The organism is Pseudomonas sp. GL-R-26 (assembly GCF_019947365.1).
Lineage (GTDB): Bacteria > Pseudomonadota > Gammaproteobacteria > Pseudomonadales > Pseudomonadaceae > Aquipseudomonas.
In genome coordinates this window covers 1-21,909 of the sequence record NZ_JAGYGI010000021.1, presented here as the reverse complement: position 1 = coordinate 21,909, position 21,909 = coordinate 1, and the positions used below count along the sequence as shown (strand labels likewise).

The 21,909-nt window shown below is 59.9% G+C and carries 23 protein-coding genes; 1 reads left to right on the top strand and 22 read right to left on the bottom strand.

Annotation, left to right across the window (positions count from 1 at the left end; genetic code table 11):
• From KGA96_RS20745 to flhA, 14 genes are all read right to left on the bottom strand, one after another.
• Window positions 1-393: a DUF2802 domain-containing protein gene (locus KGA96_RS20745; protein WP_046037685.1), complete on the bottom strand. Its 393-nt coding sequence runs from the start codon at window positions 391-393 to the stop codon at window positions 1-3.
• Window positions 394-879, bottom strand: coding sequence for a chemotaxis protein CheW (locus tag KGA96_RS20740; protein ID WP_007980742.1), 486 nt, complete (start codon window positions 877-879; stop codon window positions 394-396).
• 76 nt (window positions 880-955) lie between these two features.
• On the bottom strand, window positions 956-1,915 hold the full coding sequence (locus KGA96_RS20735) for a CheW domain-containing protein (protein ID WP_223514825.1): 960 nt from the start codon (window positions 1,913-1,915) through the stop codon (window positions 956-958).
• 39 nt (window positions 1,916-1,954) lie between these two features.
• Window positions 1,955-2,743: a ParA family protein gene (locus KGA96_RS20730; protein ID WP_046037687.1), complete on the bottom strand. Its 789-nt coding sequence runs from the start codon at window positions 2,741-2,743 to the stop codon at window positions 1,955-1,957.
• A 43-nt stretch (window positions 2,744-2,786) separates the two neighbouring features.
• Window positions 2,787-3,677: a flagellar motor protein MotD gene (gene motD, locus KGA96_RS20725; protein ID WP_046037688.1), complete on the bottom strand. Its 891-nt coding sequence runs from the start codon at window positions 3,675-3,677 to the stop codon at window positions 2,787-2,789.
• A 277-nt stretch (window positions 3,678-3,954) separates the two neighbouring features.
• Window positions 3,955-4,695, bottom strand: coding sequence for a flagellar motor protein (locus KGA96_RS20720; RefSeq protein ID WP_223467195.1), 741 nt, complete (start codon window positions 4,693-4,695; stop codon window positions 3,955-3,957).
• The gene (locus KGA96_RS20715) at window positions 4,695-5,825 is read right to left on the bottom strand and encodes a chemotaxis response regulator protein-glutamate methylesterase (RefSeq protein WP_046037690.1); all 1,131 of its coding nucleotides are present in this window, start codon (window positions 5,823-5,825) and stop codon (window positions 4,695-4,697) included. Before KGA96_RS20715 ends, KGA96_RS20720 begins: the two co-directional genes overlap by 1 nt.
• 48 nt (window positions 5,826-5,873) lie before the next feature.
• Window positions 5,874-8,141: a chemotaxis protein CheA gene (locus KGA96_RS20710; RefSeq protein ID WP_223514823.1), complete on the bottom strand. Its 2,268-nt coding sequence runs from the start codon at window positions 8,139-8,141 to the stop codon at window positions 5,874-5,876.
• Window positions 8,142-8,196: 55 nt separating this feature from the next.
• On the bottom strand, window positions 8,197-8,985 hold the full coding sequence (locus tag KGA96_RS20705; protein ID WP_046037692.1) for a protein phosphatase CheZ: 789 nt from the start codon (window positions 8,983-8,985) through the stop codon (window positions 8,197-8,199).
• 21 nt (window positions 8,986-9,006) lie between these two features.
• Entirely contained in the window at window positions 9,007-9,378 is a 372-nt protein-coding gene (locus KGA96_RS20700; protein ID WP_003183998.1) for a chemotaxis response regulator CheY, read from the bottom strand.
• 167 nt (window positions 9,379-9,545) lie between these two features.
• Window positions 9,546-10,286 carry an RNA polymerase sigma factor FliA gene (gene fliA, locus KGA96_RS20695; RefSeq protein WP_007894214.1) on the bottom strand — a complete coding sequence of 247 codons (741 nt, stop codon included), beginning with the start codon at window positions 10,284-10,286 and terminating at the stop codon, window positions 9,546-9,548.
• Complete coding sequence (gene fleN / locus KGA96_RS20690) at window positions 10,283-11,113, bottom strand: flagellar synthesis regulator FleN (RefSeq protein WP_007975361.1); 831 nt, start codon at window positions 11,111-11,113, stop codon at window positions 10,283-10,285. The genes fliA and fleN overlap by 4 nt, the downstream gene beginning before the upstream one ends.
• Window positions 11,114-11,229: 116 nt before the next feature.
• On the bottom strand, window positions 11,230-12,558 hold the full coding sequence (flhF, locus tag KGA96_RS20685) for a flagellar biosynthesis protein FlhF (protein ID WP_046037693.1): 1,329 nt from the start codon (window positions 12,556-12,558) through the stop codon (window positions 11,230-11,232).
• Window positions 12,559-12,569: 11 nt separating this feature from the next.
• On the bottom strand, window positions 12,570-14,699 hold the full coding sequence (gene flhA, locus KGA96_RS20680; protein ID WP_223514820.1) for a flagellar biosynthesis protein FlhA: 2,130 nt from the start codon (window positions 14,697-14,699) through the stop codon (window positions 12,570-12,572).
• A gap of 382 nt (window positions 14,700-15,081) precedes the next feature.
• Here flhA and KGA96_RS20675 point away from each other — a divergent pair, with 382 nt between their 5' ends.
• Window positions 15,082-16,194, top strand: a complete 1,113-nt coding sequence (locus KGA96_RS20675) for an RHS repeat-associated core domain-containing protein (protein WP_223514817.1) — start codon at window positions 15,082-15,084, stop codon at window positions 16,192-16,194.
• 162 nt (window positions 16,195-16,356) lie between these two features.
• Here KGA96_RS20675 and flhB read toward each other — a convergent pair whose 3' ends face one another.
• The 8 genes from flhB to fliL form a co-directional block, all read right to left on the bottom strand.
• On the bottom strand, window positions 16,357-17,496 hold the full coding sequence (gene flhB, locus KGA96_RS20670) for a flagellar biosynthesis protein FlhB (RefSeq protein ID WP_223514814.1): 1,140 nt from the start codon (window positions 17,494-17,496) through the stop codon (window positions 16,357-16,359).
• A gap of 3 nt (window positions 17,497-17,499) precedes the next feature.
• On the bottom strand, window positions 17,500-18,282 hold the full coding sequence (fliR, locus tag KGA96_RS20665) for a flagellar biosynthetic protein FliR (protein WP_223514812.1): 783 nt from the start codon (window positions 18,280-18,282) through the stop codon (window positions 17,500-17,502).
• A 3-nt stretch (window positions 18,283-18,285) separates the two neighbouring features.
• A complete protein-coding gene (gene fliQ, locus KGA96_RS20660) occupies window positions 18,286-18,555 on the bottom strand; it encodes a flagellar biosynthesis protein FliQ (protein ID WP_007948918.1) in 270 nt (89 codons plus the stop codon).
• Window positions 18,552-19,310 carry a flagellar type III secretion system pore protein FliP gene (fliP, locus tag KGA96_RS20655; RefSeq protein WP_046037698.1) on the bottom strand — a complete coding sequence of 253 codons (759 nt, stop codon included), beginning with the start codon at window positions 19,308-19,310 and terminating at the stop codon, window positions 18,552-18,554. The genes fliQ and fliP overlap by 4 nt, the downstream gene beginning before the upstream one ends.
• On the bottom strand, window positions 19,310-19,753 hold the full coding sequence (gene fliO, locus KGA96_RS20650; protein ID WP_046037699.1) for a flagellar biosynthetic protein FliO: 444 nt from the start codon (window positions 19,751-19,753) through the stop codon (window positions 19,310-19,312). The genes fliP and fliO overlap by 1 nt, the downstream gene beginning before the upstream one ends.
• A complete protein-coding gene (gene fliN / locus KGA96_RS20645; RefSeq protein WP_046037700.1) occupies window positions 19,754-20,200 on the bottom strand; it encodes a flagellar motor switch protein FliN in 447 nt (148 codons plus the stop codon). It abuts the gene before it with no gap.
• 66 nt (window positions 20,201-20,266) lie between these two features.
• Window positions 20,267-21,235 carry a flagellar motor switch protein FliM gene (gene fliM / locus KGA96_RS20640; RefSeq protein ID WP_046037701.1) on the bottom strand — a complete coding sequence of 323 codons (969 nt, stop codon included), beginning with the start codon at window positions 21,233-21,235 and terminating at the stop codon, window positions 20,267-20,269.
• A gap of 9 nt (window positions 21,236-21,244) precedes the next feature.
• Window positions 21,245-21,751 (bottom strand): flagellar basal body-associated protein FliL, encoded by a 507-nt coding sequence (gene fliL / locus KGA96_RS20635; protein WP_223514809.1) that lies wholly within the window; start codon window positions 21,749-21,751, stop codon window positions 21,245-21,247.
• Window positions 21,752-21,909 lie beyond the last annotated feature (158 nt).

The following is a 21,909-nucleotide window of genomic DNA, read 5'->3' as shown; positions in this document are numbered from 1 at the left end:
TTAGTTTCTATGCAACTTGCTCATCAACTCCGCCTCCGCCTGGGTCAAGCCGCAGGACTGGGTCAGTTCGTTGACGCTGGCGCCCATCCCGACCAGTCGCGCCGCCTGGGCGAACGACAGGCTGGTGGGATCGCGCTGTTCCAGCTGAACGAGTTTGTCCGGCAATGGCGCAACGATCGCCCGCAGTTCATACAGGTCTTCGCCCATGCGCACATTGCCGTTCTGGTAGTCGTCGACGCGCTTGGCCAGGTCCTTGATGCGCTGATCACGCTGCGCATCACCCTTGGCCTGTTGCGCGGCGATCTGCTTTTGACCGCGAATGTACGCCAGGAACATTGCCAGCGTGCCTGCCCAAAACAGGAACAGGACAATGACCGCAACCTCGAGAATCAATCAGATACTCTCCAGTTCCGACCATTCTTCTTCGCTCATCATCTTGTCGAGCTCGACCAGGATGAGCAATTCGTTGTTCTTGTTGCACACGCCTTGAATGAACTTGGCGGACTCTTCGTTACCCACGTTCGGCGCGGTTTCGATTTCCGACTGACGCAGGTAAACCACTTCGGCCACGCTGTCGACCATGATCCCGACAACCTGCTTGTCGGCTTCGATGATGACGATACGGGTGTTGTCGCTGATCTCGGCATTCATCAGGCCGAAGCGCTGGCGGGTGTCGATCACGGTGACGACGTTACCGCGCAGGTTGATGATGCCCAGCACGTAGCTCGGGGCGCCCGGGACCGGGGCGATTTCGGTGTAGCGCAGGACTTCCTGGACGCGCATCACGTTGATGCCGTAGGTCTCGTTGTCCAGCTTGAAGGTGACCCATTGCAGGATCGGATCTTCGGAACCTTTTGCCGCCGTTGCCTTGTCATTCATACCCTGACCCCTCAAGAAACCGCCCTGGCGGTGTGTGTTCTGTGCAACATCATCAGAGTGACGTCGCCTGTTTTGTTTATTTGACTGATGTCGGTTTGTGGCCCGGCTTGCTGCCAGACATGTGCTTGGCGCCGCCACTTGCGATCAACTCGGCCAATGAGGCGACATCGAGCAAGGCGCACATGTGTTCAATCACCGTGCCGGCGAGCCATGGCCGCTGACCTCGATGACTTCTCCATTTGATTTCATTCGGGTTCAGGCGCAACGAACGGCTGACCTGATGCACCGCCAGCCCCCACTCGTAGCCTTGCACCGAAATCACGTATTGCAGGCCCTGCTTGAAATCGTCGCGGTAACGGTCGGGCATGACCCAGCGCGCGGTATCGAGCACCTTGAGGTTGCCGGCCTGGCTCGGCAGGATGCCCAGGAACCACTCCGGTTGGCCGAACAACGGTGTCAACTCGTGACCGGCCAGGGAGTAAATCGACCCTAGGCACACCAGCGGCACCGCCAGGGTCAATCCGGCGACATCGAACAGCAGGCACTCGAAGGGTTCGGCAGCCCAGGATGGACGACCATCGGTTTCCACCGGTGGCGGCGTATTGCTCGGCGGCAGGTGCACTTCGACGACGGGCAGCACCAGCGCCTGAGGCTCCTCGATCACCGGAGCCACCAGCGCTACCGGCTCTTCAATGACTGGAGCCACCAGGGTTTGCAACAGCGGCGCAAGGGTCGATACCGGCGCCAGAACGGGTTCCAGGGCCTCGACCAAGGCTACGGGAGTCTTTGCCAAAGGCGCGACCACCGGCGCGGCGGCCACTGCGGTTTTCTGTGCATCCCGGGCCTGCTCTTCGAGCACCGCGGCCTGGAACTCGTCCAACACCGCTTGCTCTTCGACGACTTTCACCGCTTCGACAATCTCGGCCAGCACCTCGATCTCAGGCGTGAAGTCCTCGGTTGCGTCTTGCAGCAGGCTGTCCAGATACGACTGCAACGCCAGTTGCGGGCGCGATGTCGTCTTCACTGGCCGATTCATTGGCAGACCTGCAGGGGCGCTACGGGCATTGGGCTCATGTCACGCCACCTGCGCAACAAGTTGCGCCGCCAGCAGATGCTTGAGCAACGCACGGTAAGCGAGAACGCCACGGCTCTTGCCGTCGAATTGCGAAGGCGTCAGACCGGCGCGGCTGGCATCGCGCAGGCGCGTGTCCACCGGGATGTAGCCTTGCCAGATTTCCTCGGGGAATTTGTCGCGCAGCACGCGCAACGTTCCGAGGGACGCCTGGGTGCGGCGGTCAAACAGGGTCGGCACGATGGTGAAGGGCAATGCCTGTTTGCGCGAGCGGTTGATCATCGCCAGGGTGTTGACCATACGCTCCAGGCCCTTGACCGCCAGATGTTCGGTCTGCACCGGGATCACCAGTTGCTGGCTCGCCGCCAAGGCATTGACCATCAGCACGCCGAGCAAGGGCGGGCTGTCGATCACGGCGTAATCGAAGTCTTGCCACAGTTGCGCCAGGCTCTTGGCAATCACCAGGCCCAAGCCACTCTGCCCCGGCGACTGGCGCTCAAGGGTGGCCAGTGCGGTACTGGAGGGCAACAGGGAGATGCGTTCGTCACTGGTCGACAGCAGCAGTTGACCCGGCAGGCCTTGCGGCACGCTGCCCTTGTGCAGGAACAGGTCGTAGCTGCTGTGCTCCAGGGCGTCGGGATCGTAGCCGAAGTAACTGGTCATCGAGCCGTGGGGGTCGAGATCGACTACGACCACCCGCTTGCCCGCCTCCGCCAGTAAACCGGCTAAAGCGATGGAGGAAGTGGTTTTACCGACACCACCCTTTTGATTGGCGACTGCCCAGACTCTCATTCGGATTGTTCCTCCCGGCCGAATGGATCGACCGAGAAATAGCTCAACGTGTTAATGCGGGTGACGGAGAATTGACGGCGCTCTCTCGTACCGGCGACTTGACCGGTGTCGGTGCAGTTTGTGTGCCAGCACGCTTCAATGCGGCATCCGGTTGCGCATGGGCGGTTCCGGTGCCGGTCAGGCTGCGGCGAACATCGAGGTTGCGCGACACCACCAGCACCACGCGACGGTTGCGGGCGCGGCCTTCAGCGGTGGCGTTGTTGGCCACCGGCTGAAACTCGCCGTAGCCCACCGAAGCCAGGCGACCGGGGTTCACCCCCTGCATCGCCAGCATGCGCACGATGCTGGCCGAGCGGGCCGAGGACAGCTCCCAGTTGGTCGGGTACTGCGCAGTGCGGATCGGTTGATCGTCGGTGAAACCTTCGACATGGATCGGGTTGTCGAACGGCTTCAGGATCGCCGCGACCTTGTCGATGATGTTGAACGCGATGTCGCTGGGCATGGCGTCGCCGCTGCCAAACAACAGGCTGGAATTGAGCTCGATCTCGACCCACAACTCATTGCCGCGCACGGTCATCTGGTTGGAGCTGATCAGGTCACCGAACGCCGCACTGATGTCGTCGGCGATGCTTTTCAGTGGATCGCTGGCACCGGCAACACCGGCATCGACCTGGTCACTGTCCTTGACCAGCGGCTTGGCCGGGGTCACGGTCTTCGGCCGCTCGTCACCGATGGGGATCGGCTTGAGCGAACGATCGGAATCAGTGAAGACCCCGATCAGCGCTTCGGAAATGACCTTGTACTTGCCTTCGTTGATCGAAGAGATGGAGTACATCACTACGAAAAAGGCGAACAGCAAGGTGATGAAGTCGGCGTAGGAAACCAGCCAACGTTCATGGTTTACATGTTCATCATGTTGTCGACGACGAGCCATGATCAGGGCCTGCTCACAGTAAATGATGCAGCGCGTTGGCGCTGTGATTGTGCCAGGTAAGGCGCGTGACGCCGAGAATGGCTTCTCCCTTCTCAAGTCGCGCAACGCAGCCTGGCGCAATCACAGCGCCAACCCGAAGGGCAGCGCCCTGCGCGCCGCAATACGTCGTTACTCGTCGTTCATTTGAAACAACCAAACCTCTCTCCTCGTGCCTAGTCTTGCGGCTCGCAGGGCGCTGCGCGCTCCATCATTTACTGTGAGCAGGCCCTGTACTCCCTTAATCCATGAAGCCCTGGAGCTTCAACTCAATGGAGCGTGGGTTTTCACCTTCGGCGATCGACAGGAGCCCTTCCAGCAACATTTCGCGATAACGCGACTGGCGCAACGCGATGGATTTGAGTTTGGCGGCGATCGGCAACAGCACCAGGTTGGCACTGGCCACGCCGTAGATGGTGGCGACGAAGGCCACGGCGATACCGCTACCCAGTTGCGACGGATCGCCCAGGTTGCCCATGACGTGAATCAGGCCCATCACCGCACCGATGATGCCGATGGTCGGCGCGTAACCGCCCATGCTTTCGAAGACCTTCGCGGCTTCGACATCGCGGCTTTCCTGGGTGTAGAAATCCACTTCGAGAATGCTGCGGATCGCTTCCGGCTCGGCGCCGTCAACCAGCAGTTGCAGGCCTTTACGCGCGTAGTTGTCGGGCTCGGCGTCGGCGATGCCTTCAAGGCCCAGCAGGCCTTCCTTGCGGGCGGTCAGGCTCCAGTTCACCACGCGGTCGATGCCACCGGCCAGGTCGACACGGGGCGGAAACAGGATCCAGGCGAGGATCTGCATGGCGCGCTTGAAGGCACTCATCGGTGATTGCAGCAACGCGGCGCCAATGGTGCCGCCGAGCACGATCAGCGCTGCCGGGCCGTTGGCCAGGGCGCCGAGATGACCGCCTTCAAGGTAGTTGCCGCCGATGATCGCGACAAAGGCCATGATGATGCCAATCAGGCTTAGAACATCCATCAGATACAGGCCTCGACCAGGTGCTTGCCAATGTCGTCCAGGCTGTACACCGCGTCGGCGAGTTCAGCTTTGACGATGGCCATCGGCATGCCGTAGATCACGCAACTGGCTTCGTCCTGCGCCCAGATCGAACTGCCGCCTTGCTTGAGCATGCGCGCGCCTTCGCGACCGTCGGCGCCCATGCCGGTCAGGACCACCGCCAGAACTTTGTCACCGTAGGTCTTGGCTGCCGAACCAAAGGTGATGTCCACGCACGGCTTGTAGTTGAGACGCTCGTCACCCGGGAGGATTTTCACCGCGCCGCGGCCGTCGATCATCATCTGCTTGCCACCCGGCGCCAGCAGCGCCAGGCCCGGACGCAGGATGTCGCCATCCTCGGCTTCCTTGACGCTGATGCGGCAGAGCTTGTCCAGGCGCTCGGCGAAAGCCTTGGTGAAGGCGGCCGGCATGTGTTGGACCAGCACGATCGGGGCCGGGAAGTTGGCCGGCAACTGGGTCAACACTCGCTGCAGGGCGACCGGGCCGCCGGTGGACGTACCGATGGCCACCAGCTTGTAGACTTTGCGTTTCGGCGCGGGCGACGACGCGGTGGCCCCATGCGTACGTGCAGGGATCGGTGCCGGAGCCGGACGCACGGGCGCGCTGCTGCCGTAACTGCCGATGCTCGAAGGCGCAGGTGTTGGAGCAGGTGCGGCCACAGGGGCCGGAGCGCTGTAAGTGCTGACGCGCCGATTGCTGCGCGAGATGCTCAGGATCTTTTCGCACAGCAGTTGCTTGACCTTCTCGGGGTTGCGCGAGATGTCTTCGAAATTCTTCGGCAGGAAGTCCACCGCGCCGGCATCCAGCGCATCGAGGGTGACCCGGGCGCCTTCGTGGGTCAGCGAGGAGAACATCAGGACCGGGGTCGGGCAGCGTTGCATGATGTGCCGCACGGCGGTGATGCCGTCCATCATCGGCATCTCGTAGTCCATGGTGATCACGTCGGGCTTGAGGGCCAGCGCCTGATCAATCGCCTCTTTGCCGTTGGTCGCCGTGCCGACGACCTGGATATTGGAATCCGCTGAAAGAATTTCCGAGACGCGGCGGCGGAAAAACCCCGAATCGTCCACCACCAGGACTTTGACTGCCATAAACACTCCATTAGATGGAGCGAGGCCAGGCGCCCCGCTCCACCAGAATCAAATACGCCGTGTGGCGTAACGCTTGAGCATGCTCGGAACATCGAGAATCAGCGCGATGCGGCCGTCACCGGTGATGGTGGCGCCGGACATGCCCGGAGTTCCCTGGAGCATTTTGCCCAATGGCTTGATGACCACTTCTTCCTGGCCCACCAGTTGATCGACGACAAAGCCGATCCGCTGCGTGCCCACCGAAAGGATCACCACATGGCCCTCGCGCTGCTCTTCGTGAGCGGCGGAGCTGACCAGCCAGCGTTTGAGATAGAACAATGGCAACGCCTTGTCCCGCACGATCACCACTTCCTGGCCGTCCACGACGTTGGTGGTCGACAGGTCGAGGTGGAAGATCTCGTTGACGTTCACCAGCGGGAACGCGAACGCCTGGTTGCCGAGCATGACCATCAGTGTCGGCATGATCGCCAGGGTCAGCGGCACCTTGATGACGATCTTCGAACCCTGGCCCTTGGCCGAGTAGATGTTGATCGAGCCGTTGAGCTGGGAGATCTTGGTTTTCACCACGTCCATGCCCACGCCGCGACCCGATACGTCGGAGATCTCGGTCTTGGTCGAGAAACCCGGGGCGAAGATCAGGTTGTAGCATTCAGTGTCGCTCAGACGATCGGCGGCATCCTTGTCCATCACACCGCGCTTGACCGCGATGGAACGCAGTACATTCGGGTCCATGCCTTTGCCGTCATCGGAGATCGACAGCAGGATGTGATCGCCCTCCTGCTCGGCCGCCAAGATGACCTTGCCGCCCCGGGCCTTGCCCGAGGCTTCGCGTTCTTCCGGTGATTCGATGCCGTGGTCGACCGCGTTGCGCACCAAGTGGACCAGCGGGTCGGCCAGGGCCTCGACGAGGTTCTTGTCGAGGTCGGTTTCTTCGCCAACCAGTTCCAGGTTGATCTCTTTCTTGAGCTGGCGAGCCAGGTCGCGAACCAGGCGCGGGAAGCGCCCGAAGACTTTCTTGATCGGTTGCATCCGGGTCTTCATGACCGCGGTCTGCAGGTCGGCGGTGACCACGTCGAGGTTCGACACAGCCTTGGACATGGCTTCGTCGCCGCTGTTGAGGCCCAGGCGGACCAGGCGGTTACGCACCAGCACCAACTCGCCGACCATGTTCATGATCTCGTCGAGACGCGCGGTATCGACGCGCACGGTGGTCTCGGCTTCGCTCGCCGGTTTTTCCGCAGGAGGCGCGGCCGGGGCGCGGGCAGCAGCCGGTGCAGCAGCGACCACAGGGGCCGGTGTTTCGGCTTTTGGCTCAGGAGCCTTGGCCACGGGTTTCGGCGCCACAGCCTTGACTGCCGGTGCCGCAACCGAGGCGTTGGCGCCGGTTGCCGTTCCAGCCGTTGCGCCCACTTCTGTGAACTTGCCTTTGCCGTGCAATTCGTCGAGCAGCGCTTCGAACTCGTGATCGGAAATCAGATCGCTGCCGGCCGCCACCGCGCTTGGTGCTGCGGCTGCAGGCACCGAAGCAATGGCCGACTCCAGCGCTTCGACAGCAAAGTTACCCTTGCCGTGCAGTTGGTCGAGCAGTGCTTCGAATTCGTCGTCCGTAATATCGGAACTGTCGCCGGCCGCTTTCGGTGCTTCTGGCGCAGCCGGTGCCGGGACCACCGCATCGACGGCGAACTGGCCTTTACCGTGCAGTTGATCGAGCAACGACTCGAACTCGGCATCGGTGATTTCGTCGCTGCCGGCAGCATTGCTGGCAGGCGCTGGAGCAGCCACTGGGGCCTCGGCCTGGGCCTTGACGGCATTCAGCGAGTCCAGCAGTTGTTCGAATTCATTGTCGGTGATATCGCCCGATTCGGCTTCAGCCACAGGCGCTTCGACCAAGGCGGCGACAGGTGCGGCAGCCACCTCGTCAGCCGATTGCGGCTCGGCCAGACGTGCCAGCGCCGCGAGCAGTTCCGGTGTCGCGGCCGTGATCGGGCTGCGTTCGCGGACTTCGCTGAACATGCTGTTCACCGCGTCCAGCGCTTCGAGAACCACGTCCATCAGTTCCGAGTCGACGCGACGTTCACCCTTGCGCAGGATGTCGAACACGTTCTCGGCGATGTGGCAGCACTCCACCAGCTCGTTGAGCTGGAGGAAGCCGGCGCCCCCTTTTACAGTGTGAAAACCGCGAAAAATTGCATTGAGCAGATCCGCATCATCCGGACGGCTTTCCAGCTCGACCAGTTGCTCGGACAGTTGCTCTAGAATCTCGCCGGCCTCAACCAGGAAATCCTGAAGGATCTCTTCATCGGCGCCGAAGCTCATTAAGGGGGGTGCTCCTACAGGTCTAAAAACCCAAAAAACCTAAAATTCTAAAACTCTAAAATCCCAGGCTGGATAACAAATCGTCCACATCGTCCTGACCGGACACAACGTCTTCTCTCTTATCGGCATGAATCTGCGGACCTTCACCCTGAGAGAGATGTTTTTGTGGATCTTTTTCAGCAAGCATCGCTTCACGGTCATGTTCGATGCCCGCAAAGCGGTCCACCTGACTGGCCATCAGCACGAGCTTGAGCAGGTTGCTTTCAACTTCGGTGACCAACTGGGTCACACGCTTGATCACCTGGCCCGTGAGGTCCTGGTAATCCTGGGCGAGCAGGATGTCGTTGAGGTTGCCCGACACCGCGCGATTGTCCGTGCCGCTGCGCGTCAGGAACCCGTCTACCCGCCGGGCCAGTTCACGAAACTCTTCGGCGCCGACTTCGCGACGCATGAAGCGCCCCCAGTCCGCGCTCAACACCTTGGCTTCATCCGCCAGGCCATTGACCAGCGGCGTGGCACTTTCCACCAGATCCATGGTGCGGTTGGCCGCAGCCTCGGTCAGCTTGACCACATACCCCAGGCGCTCGGTGGCGTCGGTGATCTGCGACACTTCTTCGGCTTGCGGCATGTGCGGGTCAATCTGGAAATTGACGATCGCGCTATGCAGTTCGCGAGTGAGCTTGCCCACTTCCTGATACAGGCCGCGGTCACGGGTCTGGTTGAGCTCATGGATCAATTGCACCGCGTCGCCGAACTTGCCTTTTTCAAGGCTCGCGACCAATTCGACGGCGTGTTTTTTCAGGGTCGATTCAAAATCGCCCAATGAAGTTTCGTTATTGCCCATAGCTCCCCCGTGGCGCACTCATCAACCGATGCGTTCGAAAATCTTCTCGATTTTTTCTTTCAACGCCTGGGCCGTGAAGGGCTTGACCACATAGCCGTTAACGCCGGCCTGGGCCGCTTCGATGATCTGCTCGCGCTTGGCTTCAGCGGTCACCATCAGCACCGGCAGGTGCTTGAGCTTTTCATCGGCACGCACGTGGCGCAGCAGATCGATACCGGTCATGCCAGGCATGTTCCAGTCCGTTACCAGAAAGTCGATGCTTCCGCTGTTGAGCACCGGGATGGCGGTAGTGCCATCGTCGGCCTCGACGGTGTTGGTGAACCCAAGGTCACGCAGCAGGTTCTTGATGATCCGCCGCATCGTTGAGAAGTCATCAACGATGAGGATTTTCATGTTCTTGTCCAATTCGACCTCCAAGCAGTCTTAAACGCGCCCAGCACCTGAACGCGCCATTTCAATCAATCCGGCAAAGCACTCAATGACTGTCTGGAGCACAACAGATCGCGACCGGCGCAGTTCAACACCACACCAGCCTCGTTCGCAGTGTCCCCACACTGCCTTCAGCGCGCTCGCCACTCCCCCAAACGCCCCCGCAAACGGGCCGCGCACTGGCTGTGTAACTGGCTGACCCGCGATTCGCTGACCCCCAGGACCTCACCGATTTCCTTGAGGTTCAACTCTTCATCGTAGTACAGCGCCAACACCAGTCGCTCACGCTCCGGCAAATTGGCAATCGCATCCGCCAGCGCAGCCTGGAAGCGTTCATCTTCCAGATCGCGTGACGGCTCGAGATGAGCACTCGCGCCATCCTCGTGCAGCCCTTCGTGTTCGCCGTCCTGCAACAGGTCGTCGAAACTGAACAGCCGGCTGCCCAGGGTGTCGTTCAAAATCCCGTAGTAATCATCGAGACTCAATTGGAGTTCGGCCGCAACTTCGTGATCTTTAGCGTCACGGCCGGTTTTAGCTTCAATCGAGCGAATGGCATCGCTGACCATGCGCGTATTGCGGTGAACCGAACGTGGCGCCCAATCCCCCTTGCGCACTTCATCGAGCATGGCGCCGCGGATTCGAATGCCCGCGTACGTCTCGAAACTGGCGCCTTTGCTGGCGTCATATTTGGTCGACACTTCAAGCAGGCCGATCATCCCGGCCTGGATCAGGTCTTCGACCTGGACACTGGCCGGCAAACGCGCCAGCAAGTGGTAGGCAATGCGTTTAACCAGCGGCGCGTAACGCTCGATCAGCTCGTACTGCGCATCACGTGCCGACTTCTTGTAGAGGTTGTAGCCGCTGGCTGTCATAGAACAGGTCCTGCTGTCTGCTGCACGAGCCGCTCGACGAAAAACTCCAGGTGCCCGCGCGGGTTGGCAGGCAGCGGCCAGGTATCGACCTTCTGCGCGATGGCCTTGAACGCCAGCGAGCACTTGGAACGCGGGAAGGCCTCGTAGACGGCGCGCTGCTTCTGCACGGCCTTGCGCACGCTTTCGTCGTAGGGCACCGCGCCGACGTATTGTAGGGCGACGTCGAGGAAGCGATCCGTGACCTTGGTCAACTTGGCGAACAGGTTGCGTCCTTCCTGCGGGCTCTGGGCCATGTTGGCCAGGACGCGGAAGCGGTTCATGCCGTAGTCGCGGTTCAGCAACTTGATCAAGGCATAGGCATCGGTAATCGAGGTCGGCTCGTCGCACACCACCAGCAGCACTTCCTGGGCTGCGCGAACGAAACTGACTACCGATTCACCAATGCCCGCAGCGGTGTCGATCACCAATACGTCGAGGTTGTCGCCGATATCACTGAAGGCCTGGATCAGACCGGCGTGTTGGGCGGGGCTCAGATGCACCATGCTCTGAGTGCCGGATGCGGCCGGAACGATACGGATGCCGCCGGGTCCCTGCAGCAGTACATCGCGCAGTTCGCAGCGGCCTTCGATCACGTCGGCCAGGGTACGTTTGGGTGTCAGGCCCAGCAGAACGTCGACGTTCGCCAGTCCCAGGTCGGCGTCCAACAGCATGACGCGCCGGCCAAGCTCGGCCAAAGCCAGGGACAAGTTCACTGACACATTAGTTTTCCCGACGCCACCTTTGCCGCCGGTCACCGCGATCACCTGTACGGGATGCATGCTGCCCATGTTATTTCTTTACCTTGTCTTGCATAGACGGAGGCCACATTACTGGCTGCGCGTTCACAAACGGAACAATGCATGGCAGACCATCGATGTAGGTACAAAAACTGTTCATTATTACCTCAGCCAACCTGCTTGGTCGGGCTGTGGTAGATGTCAGCGAACATGTCAGCCATGGCTTCTTCGCTGGGTTCTTCCTGCATTTGCACGCTCACGGCGCGACTGACCAATTGATGACGGCGCGGCAGATGCAAATCATCCGGGATCCGCGGGCCATCGGTCAGGTAAGCCACCGGCAGTTCATGACTGATGGCAAGGCTCAACACCTCGCCCAGACTTGCCGTTTCATCCAGTTTAGTCAGGATGCAGCCTGCGAGCCCGCAACGCTTGTAACTGTGATAAGCGGCCGTTAGAACCTGTTTCTGGCTGGTGGTTGCCAGGACCAGATAATTTTTCGAGCGGATGCCACGACCGGCCAGGCTTTCGAGCTGCATGCGCAGGGCCGGATCGCTGGCCTGCAGGCCGGCGGTATCGATCAGCACCACGCGTTTGCGCAGCAAGGGTTCCAGCGCCTGCACCAGGGACTGGCCCGGATCGACGTGGGTCACCGACACATTAAGAATGCGCCCCAGGGTCTTGAGCTGCTCCTGGGCACCGATGCGGAAGCTGTCCATGCTCACCAGCGCAATGTTCTGCGCGCCGTACTTGAGCACGTAACGGGCAGCCAGCTTGGCCAGGGTGGTGGTCTTGCCCATGCCGGCAGGGCCGACCATGGCGATCACACCGCCCTCTTCCAGCGGCTCGACTTCCGGGGTAACGATCATGCGCGCCAAGTGCGCCAGCAACATGCGCCAGGCCTGACGAGGTTCTTCGATTTCAGTGATCATCCCCAGCAGGTCGCGCGACAGCGGGCCGGACAGACCGATGCGTTGCAGGCGACGCCAGAGGTTGGCCTGGTCCGGACGGCTGCCTTGCAGCTGATTCCAGGCCAGGGAGCCCAGTTGGACTTCCATGAGTTCGCGCAGGCTGTTGAGTTCGAAACGCATCGAGTCGAACGCCCGCGGGTCCACACCACCGGACGCTGGCGCAGCGGCTGGCGCGGGGCGACGGGGTTCGGCGTAGGTCGGCTCGATCAGCGGTTCGGCGGCGGTCAACGGCAAGCCGGCGAACAACTGGCGATTGGTTGCATTGTCGCTCTCGCCATCGCCACGCAGGCTCAATTCGGCCTGGGCGGTGACGATCCGCGACTGAGTCTTGCGCAGCTCGTCTTCGAGTTCCATGTTCGGAACCCGCGGCGCCAGCGCCGACAATTTGTAATCCAGCGCCGCCGTCAGTTCGACACCCCCGGCGATCCGGCGGTTGCCAATAATGGCCGCATCAGCGCCCAGCTCATCGCGAACCAGCTTCATGGCCTGACGCATATCGGCGGCGAAAAAACGCTTAACTTGCATAAACCACTACCTCAGCCGTTGGGCCCTACTGTCGCAACGATGGTCACTTGCTTGTTGTCGGGGATTTCCTGGTAAGCCAACACATGCAAACCCGGGACTGCGAGCCGGCCAAATCGCGAGAGCATCGCGCGAACCGGACCGGCCACCAGCAGAATCACCGGCTGACCTTGCATCTCTTGACGCTGCGCCGCGTCGATCAACGAACGTTGCAGCTTCTCAGCCATGCTTGGCTCCAGCAGAACGCCCTCTTCCGAGCCTTGTCCTGCCTTTTGCAGACTATTGAGCAATATCTGTTCCAACCTTGGCTCCAGCGTGATAACTGGCAGCTCCGACTCAGTGCCTACAATGCTTTGGACGATTGCACGGGATACGCCAACCCGCACGACAGCCACCAGCGCGGCGGTATCTTGACTCTTGGCGGCATTGTTGGCGATCGCCTCGGCAATGCTGCGGATGTCGCGCACAGGCACTTGTTCGGCCAATAGCGCTTGCAGCACCTTGAGCAGTTGCGACAGCGAAACCACGCCCGGCACCAACTCTTCGGCCAGTTTTGGCGAGCTTTTGGCCAGCAATTGCATGAGTTGCTGCACTTCTTCGTGACCGATCAGCTCGCTGGAATGTTTGTAGAGTATCTGGTTCAAGTGGGTAGCCACTACTGTACTGGCATCGACCACCGTATAACCGAGGGATTGCGCCTGGGAGCGCTGGCTGATTTCGATCCAGACCGCCTCCAGGCCGAAAGCCGGATCTTTGGCGGTAATGCCATTGAGCGTGCCGTAAACCTGCCCCGGGTTGATCGCCAGCTCGCGATCCGGATAGATCTCCGCTTCGGCCAGGATCACCCCCATGAGGGTCAGGCGATAGGCGCTCGGCGCCAGGTCGAGGTTGTCGCGGATATGCACGGTCGGCATCAGGAAGCCCAGATCCTGGGACAGTTTCTTGCGCACGCCCTTGATCCGCGCCAGCAACTGACCGCCCTGGTTGCGGTCCACCAGCGGAATCAGGCGATAACCCACTTCCAGGCCGATCATGTCGATCGGCGTCACGTCATCCCAGCCAAGCTCCTTGGTTTCCTGGGCACGGGCCGGCGATGGCAGCAGTTCCTGCTGACGCTTGACCTCTTGCAGGGCCTGCACCTTGGCGACGTTCTGCTTTTTCCAGAACAGGTAAGCGCCACCGGCCGCCAGGGCCGCCATGCTCAGGAACGAGAAGTGCGGCATGCCGGGCACCAGGCCCATGACCGCCATCAAACCGGCTGCTACCGCCAGCGCCTTGGGCGAGGCGAACATCTGGCGATTGATTTGCTTGCCCATGTCTTCCGAACCGGAGGCACGGGTCACCATGATCGCCGCTGCTGTCGATAACAACAGTGATGGCAATTGCGCCACCAAACCGTCACCGATGGTCAGCAGCGCATACACCTTGCCGGCGTCGCCGAAGGTCATGCCGTGCTGGAAGATACCGACCGCCATGCCGCCGATCAGGTTGATGAACAGGATCAGCAGGCCTGCGATGGCGTCACCGCGAACGAATTTGCTGGCACCGTCCATGGAACCGTAGAACTCGGCTTCCTGGGCCACTTCCATCCGACGCAGCTTGGCCTGGTTCTGGTCGATCAGGCCGGCGTTCAAATCGGCATCGATGGCCATTTGTTTACCGGGCATCGCGTCGAGGGTAAAACGCGCACTCACCTCGGAAATCCGCCCCGCACCCTTGGTCACCACGACGAAGTTGATGATCATCAAGATCGCGAAGACCACGATACCGACCACGTAGTTACCGCCGATCACCACCTCGCCGAATGCCTGGATCACCTTGCCGGCAGCGGCATGACCGTCCTGGCCGTGGAGCATCACCACCCGCGTGGAGGCCACGTTCAACGCCAGGCGCAACAGGGTCGCCACCAGCAGAATGGTCGGGAACACCGCGAAATCCAGCGGCCGCAAGGCGTAGACGCACACCAACAGCACAACGATGGACAGGGCAATGTTGAAGGTGAAGAACACGTCCAGCAGGAACGGCGGCACCGGCAACATCATCATCGCCAGCATGACCAGCAGCAACAGCGGCACACCCAGATTGCCTCGACTGAGGTCGGCAATGTTGCTGCGGGCACTGTTGATTAACTGAGAGCGATCCACCGGTTTTCCCCGTTCCTTTAAAGCAAACTTTTGACGCCTGAAGCAGGCGCAGAGCGGCTACTGCAAGAAGCTTTCCAACTTTTGCGTGGAGGGGAATTGAGCGTATGGAGCAAACCTGTGCAGCTTCAGAAAAAGGCTAAATTTCAAAACAACGGAGAACCCTGTGGGAGCGAGCTTGCTCGCGATGACATCGGCACAACAAACATACTTGTTGGCTGACCCACCGCTATCGCGAGCAAGCTCGCTCCCACAGGGATTGCGGCGCTCCGGACTACCCACCCGTCCCAAAGACTGCCGAACCTATCAGTTCTGCTAGTACCCACCTGCAGCTGATCGACCGATACTCAATCGCCCCTCCCTTTGAGAATCTGGAGCGACCCCCATGGAATCCACACAATCCATTCTGCGTTGCCGCTACAGCTACGACCCTCTGGATCGCCTGATCAGCCAGCTTCAACCGGATGCACCCGCTCACCAGCGTTTTTACTGCAAAAGCCGCCTGGCCACCGAAATACAGGGGGCGATTGGATTCAGTGTCTTTCAGAATAACGACCTCCTGCTGGCGCAACACAAGAACCAGGGCGGTGCCGTTGAAAGCACGTTGCTGGCGACTGACCTACAACGCTCGGTGCTGCACACTCTCACAGCCGATCAACAGCAACACCTCATTGCCTACTCGCCTTACGGCCATCGCCAGGCCGAAAGCGGATTGACGAGTCTTCTGGGCTTTAACGGCGAACGGCCGGATCCAGTGACTGGGCATTATTTATTGGGGAATGGGTATCGGGCGTTTAATCCGGTGTTAATGAGATTTAATAGCCCGGACAAATGGAGTCCATTTGGGGAAGGCGGATTAAATATTTATTCATATTGCTTGGGAGACCCGATCAATAGAAACGATCCAACAGGCAGAGTACCAGGTCGCACTCTCGCACAATATCGCGCCACACCACGCACTCCGAACAGATTTTCTTTTGAAGAAGCTGACAAACTTTTTTTTGAACATACCTTCCCGACAAAAAGCAGCAAGGATTACCCTAGAACATTAAACGGCGACGAAAAATTAGTATTCAGACAAAAGCTAACACTTGAAGCGCACAACGCCCCCAACCTTATCTACCCAAAGACTGAGCCAGACTCGCTATTCTCACAAGTGGGAAGACAGTTTACCGGTGAAGAACTGGTTGAACTTCAAAAAACTAGAGAACTACCTAAAAGCCTGGTCCAAAAATTTGATCGCCTGCATGGAAACGTCAACTATCTTAAACATCGCTATCCTGCCGGACGACACAATCCGCGCGACACGAGGGATCGTGAATCAGAACTACTCAAAGGTAAAGTACCGGGAGTAATACCAGCAAGGGCCGCTAAAATCCTAACCCAACAGATCGAGTTATTTAGAAAGGGCGAGATAGCTGACAAAGAAAGTTTATTCTTTGATGATAGACATATTGAAATATATAAAAAAGTAATTAAGGAATATCACGAATTATAGCCCCCACTAAATCGCCATACAGCGAATGTAACGGGGGCATTCGGGAATGCCCCCTCGCTGGTATGCCAACTATTCCAAAGTCGGAGCACTTCAGCGGAGCTTTATCGCGTCTACTTTGTAAACCCGCTTGCTGGCGCAGGCGTCACATTAGTAAACATTGATTCAAGAGTCGCGCCGCAAATCCGGCGGAATCGGCAAATCATCCTTGAGCGGATCCGGACGCTTACCCTTGCCCGCCCGGTACTGTCGAATCTGATAGACGTAAGCCAGCACCTGCGCGACCGCGAGATACAGCCCACCAGGAATTTCCTGCTCAAGCTCGGTGGAGTAGTAGATCGACCGCGCCAGCGCCGGCGATTCCAGCAGCAAAATCTCGTTGGCCGCCGCGATCTCGCGGATCTTCAGGGCCAGGAAGTCGCTACCCTTGGCCAGCAATACCGGCGCATTACCCTTCTCCGGGTCGTACTTGAGGGCCACGGCGTAGTGGGTCGGGTTGGTGATGACCACGTCGGCCCCGGGAATGGCGGCCATCATCCGCCGCTGGGACATCTCTCGTTGCAGCTGGCGAATCCGTTGCTTGACCTCCGGCCGACCTTCCTGGTCCTTATGCTCGTCGCGCACTTCCTGCTTGGTCATCTTCAACTTTTTAACGCTTTCCCAAATCTGAATCGGCACGTCGACAGCGGCGATGATGATCAGCCCACAAGCCATCCACAGCGTGCTCCATCCCACTACTTGCAGGCTATGGGTGATGGCCCGTTCCAGCGGTTCATGGGCGATACGCAGCAGATCATCGATATCCGCCGACAACACCGCCAGCGCCACGAACAGCACGATGAAAAACTTCGCCAGGGCCTTGAGGAGTTCAGCCACAGCCTTTCCCGAAAACATGCGCTTGAGACCCGCTCCAGGGTTCATGCGGCTGAATTTGGGCGCCATGGTGCCAGCGGAGAACAGCCAGCCACCCAGGGAAATCGGCCCGATCAACGCGGCCAGCAACAAAGTGATCATCACCGGCTGAATCGCCAGCAAGGCGATCTGCCCCGAGTGCAGCAAGTAGGTACCCATTGCGCGCTGATCCAGTACCACGTCCCGAGACAGGGAGAAATTCAGGCGCATCAGGTCCATCATGTCCTGGGCCAGCGCCCCGCCGAACACCAGCAAGGCGCCGGCGCCGGCAAGCATGATCGCCAGGGTGTTGAGTTCCTTGGAACGGGCAATCTCACCCTTCTCACGGGCGTCCTTTTTCTTTTTTTCCGTGGGGTCTTCTGTTTTATCCTGACCGCTTTCGCTCTCAGCCATGGCTCAGCTCGCCCGTGCCAGTTCGCGTAAAAACTGCAAGGCCTCGGTGGCCAGCGGCTGATACTGGTTGAGAATATCCGCCAGACCGACCCAGATGATAAACAGCCCAAGCACCAGGGTCAGCGGAAAGCCGATGGAAAAAATGTTCAACTGAGGGGCCGCACGAGTCATCACACCAAAAGCAATGTTGACCACCAGCAATGCGGTGATGGCAGGCAGCACCAGCAATAAAGCGGCCCCCAACACCCAGCCAAGCTTGCCGGCCAGCTCCCAATAGTGATTGACCATCAGCCCGCCGCCCACAGGCAATGTGGTGAAGCTCTCGGTGAGAACCTCGAACACCACCAGGTGACCGTTCATGGAAAGGAACAGCAGTGTGACGAGCATGGTGAAAAACTGCCCGATCACCGCTGTCGACACGCCGTTGGTAGGGTCGACCATGGAAGCGAAACCCATGCCCATCTGAATGGCGACGATCTGTCCGGCCACCACAAAGGCCTGGAAGAATAGCTGCAATGAAAAACCCAGTACCGCACCGATCAGGATTTGCTCGGCAATTAGCAGCAGCCCGCTCAAGTCCAGTGCATTCACTGGCGGCATAGGTGGAAGGCCTGGTGCGATGACGACCGTAATGGCCAGCGTGAAATAGAGCCGAACCCTTCGAGGCACGAGGGAAGTACCGAACACCGGCATGACCATCAGCAAGGCGCCGACGCGAAACAGCGGCAACATGAACGTTGCCACCCAGGTGCTGATCTGGGTATCGGTCAGCGCTAGCAGTGACATGGTTTAGCCGATGACCTGAGGAATGCTGCCGTACAACTGCAGGATGTATTCCATGAAGGTCTGCACCAGCCACGGACCGGCCACGATCAGGGTCACCAGCATCACCAGCAGGCGCGGCAGGAAGCTCAGGGTCTGTTCGTTGATCTGGGTGGCGGCCTGGAACATCGCCACCAGCAGGCCGACCAGCAGACTCGGAATCACCAGCACCGCCACCATCATGGTGGTCAGCCACAGCGCTTCCCGGAAGATATCGACCGCAACTTCCGGGGTCATGGCGAGACACCGCCGAAGCTGCTGGCCAGCGTGCCGATGATCAGCGCCCAGCCATCGACCAGCACGAACAACATGATCTTGAACGGCAGGGAAATGATCAGCGGCGAGAGCATCATCATACCCATGGCCATCAACACACTGGCCACGACCAGGTCGATGATCAGGAACGGAATGAAGATCATGAAGCCGATCTGGAACGCCGTTTTCAGCTCGGAGGTCACGAAGGCCGGCACCAGGATGGTCAACGGCGCCTGATCCGGCGTCGCGATGTCAGTGCGCTTGGACAGGCGCACGAACAACTCCAGATCGCTGGTGCGGGTCTGGGCGAGCATGAAGTTCTTGATCGGCACCTGGGCCTTGGCAACCGCGTCCTGAGCCGTCAGTTTTTCCGCCAGGTACGGCTGCAAGGCGTCCTGGTTCACCCGGTCGAACACCGGCGCCATGATGAACAGGGTCAGGAACAGCGCCATGCCGGTGAGGATCTGGTTCGACGGTGTCTGCTGCAGGCCCAGGGCCTGGCGCAGGATCGAGAAGACAATGATGATCCGAGTGAAACTGGTCATCAGCATGACAAACGCCGGGATAAAGCTCAGCGCGGTCATGATCAGCAGGATTTGCAGGCTGACCGAATATTCCTGCGCACCCTGCGCATTGGTGCCCAGGGTGATGGCCGGGATCGACAGCGGATCGGCGGCGAATGCCAGCGGCGCGACCAGCATCAGGGTCAGCGTCAAGACGATGCGTAGCGCACCCATTACTTCTTATCCTTCTGATCTTTACCCAGCATCTCCAACAGGCGCTGGGCAAATTCCGGCGTTGGCTTCTCGGTACTCGGCACTTGCACCGGCTCCTTGAGGACGTGCAGTGCAGAGATGTTGCCGGGGCTCAGGCCCAACAGAATCTGCTCGTTGCCGACCTGCACCAGCATCAGGCGGTCGCGAGGCCCCAGCGCGCGGGAGCCGACAATCTCGATCACCTGCCCCTTGCCGGCCGGACCGGCCTGCTGGACGCGACGCAGCAACCAGGCGAGGAAGAAGATCAACCCCAGCACCAGCAGCAGGCCGAACACCAACTGCGTCAACTGGCCAGCCACACCGCTGCTCACCGCCGGTGCAGCAGCCGTAGCCGCCGTTGCAACCGGTTCGGCCGCCAGCACGGTGAACGGCATCGCCAATACAAACCCGAGAACCTTTTTCACTCAGCGCAGCTTCTTGATGCGTTCACTTGGGCTGATCACGTCCGTCAGGCGGATGCCGAACTTCTCGTTGACCACCACCACTTCGCCGTGGGCGATGAGTGTGCCATTGACCAGCACGTCCAGCGGCTCGCCGGCCAGGCGATCGAGTTCGATCACCGACCCCTGGTTCAGTTGCAGCAGGTTGCGAATGTTGATGTCGGTGCTGCCCACTTCCATGGAAATCGACACCGGGATATCGAGGATCACGTCCAGGTTCGGGCCTTCGAGGCTGACCGGATCGTTGTTTTTCGGCACGCTGCCGAACTCTTCCATTGGCAGGCGGTTGGACGCGGAACTGGCGGAGTCGGCGGCCAGCAAGGCGTCGATATCCGCCTGCCCGGCATCACCGGTTTCTTCCAGGGCTGCTGCCCACTCATCGGCCAGAGCCTGGTCGTCTTGGGTGTTCATATTGTCGGTGTCCTCGGCGAGCAAAAATTCAGAATTCGGTTAATCGCGAATGGGTACGAGCGCCAGTCAACGGCGCTCGATCGGCTCGATCACTTGCAACGCCAGGTTGCCCTTGTGCGAGCCCATCTTGACCTTGAAGGCCGGCACGCCGTTGGCGCGCATGATCATTTCTTCCGGCATGTCGACCGGGATCACATCCCCCGGCTGCATGTGCAGGATGTCGCGCAGGCGCAACTGACGACGAGCCACCGTCGCCCCGATCGGCACGTCGACGTCCAGCACGTCCTGGCGCAGGGCGTTGACCCAGCGTTCGTCCTGGTCGTCGAGGTCCGACTGGAAGCCGGCGTCGAGCATTTCGCGCACCGGCTCGATCATCGAGTACGGCATGGTCACGTGCAGGTCGCCACCACCGCCATCGAGTTCGATGTGGAAGGTCGACACCACAATGGCTTCGCTCGGACCGACGATGTTGGCCATGGCCGGGTTCACTTCCGAGTTGATGTACTCGAAGTTGACTTCCATGATCGCCTGCCAGGCTTCCTTCAGATCGACGAACGCCTGCTCCAGCACCATGCGCACCACACGCAGTTCGGTCGGCGTGAATTCACGCCCTTCGATCTTGGCGTGGCGGCCGTCGCCGCCGAAGAAGTTGTCCACCAGCTTGAACACCAGTTTGGCGTCGAGAATGAACAGCGCAGTACCGCGCAGGGGTTTGATCTTGACCAGGTTGAGACTGGTCGGCACGTACAGCGAGTGCACGTATTCGCCGAACTTCATCACCTGCACGCCGCCGACCGCCACGTCCGCCGAGCGCCGCAGCATGTTGAACATGCTGATGCGGGTATAGCGGGCGAAACGCTCGTTGATCATTTCCAGGGTTGGCATGCGTCCACGGACGATGCGATCCTGGCTGGTCAGGTCGTAGCTTTTGACGGTGCCGGGTTCGGCAGCGTTATCGGTCTGTACCAGACCATCGTCCACGCCATGCAACAGCGCGTCGATCTCATCCTGGGACAGCAGGTCCTGCACGGCCATGTCGTGTTCCTACTGCAGTACGAAATTAGTGAAAAGCAACTGTTCGATCACCACTTTGCCGAGCTCTTTCTGCGCCACTTCCTGGACGCTGGCGGTGGCTTTCTGCCGCAGCATTTCCTGGCCGACCGGCGAGGCGAGTGTCGCGAAGTCCTGCCCGGAGAACAGCATCACCAGGTTATTGCGGATCACTGGCATGTGGACCTTGAGCGCATCCAGGTCCGCCTGGTTGCGCGCGAGCATGGTGATGCTCACTTGCATGTAGCGCTGGCGGCCGTTCTGGTTGAAATTGGCCACGAAAGCCGGTGCCATCGCCTCGAAAATCGCTGGCTGCTTGCCGACAGGAGCGGTTTGCGCCTCGACCGCGGCAGGCTTGCTCTGAGCGCTGTGCATGAAGTACCAGGTCGCCCCCACGGACACACCGACCGCCAGCAGCAGGGCCACCACGATCACGATGATCAGCTTGAGTTTGCCTTTGGTTGCGGGGTCTTTTACTACTGCTGCGTCGCTCTTCGCCATGCCAATAATCCGTCACTATTCGGGTTTTCACAGTCGCACGGCAAGGCAAGAGCAAGTGTTATGCCATGTAGGAGCGAGCCTGCTCGCGATGGCGGCGTGACAGGCAACAAAGATGTTGAATGTTGTGCCGCCTTCGCGAGCAGGCTCGCTCCCACAGG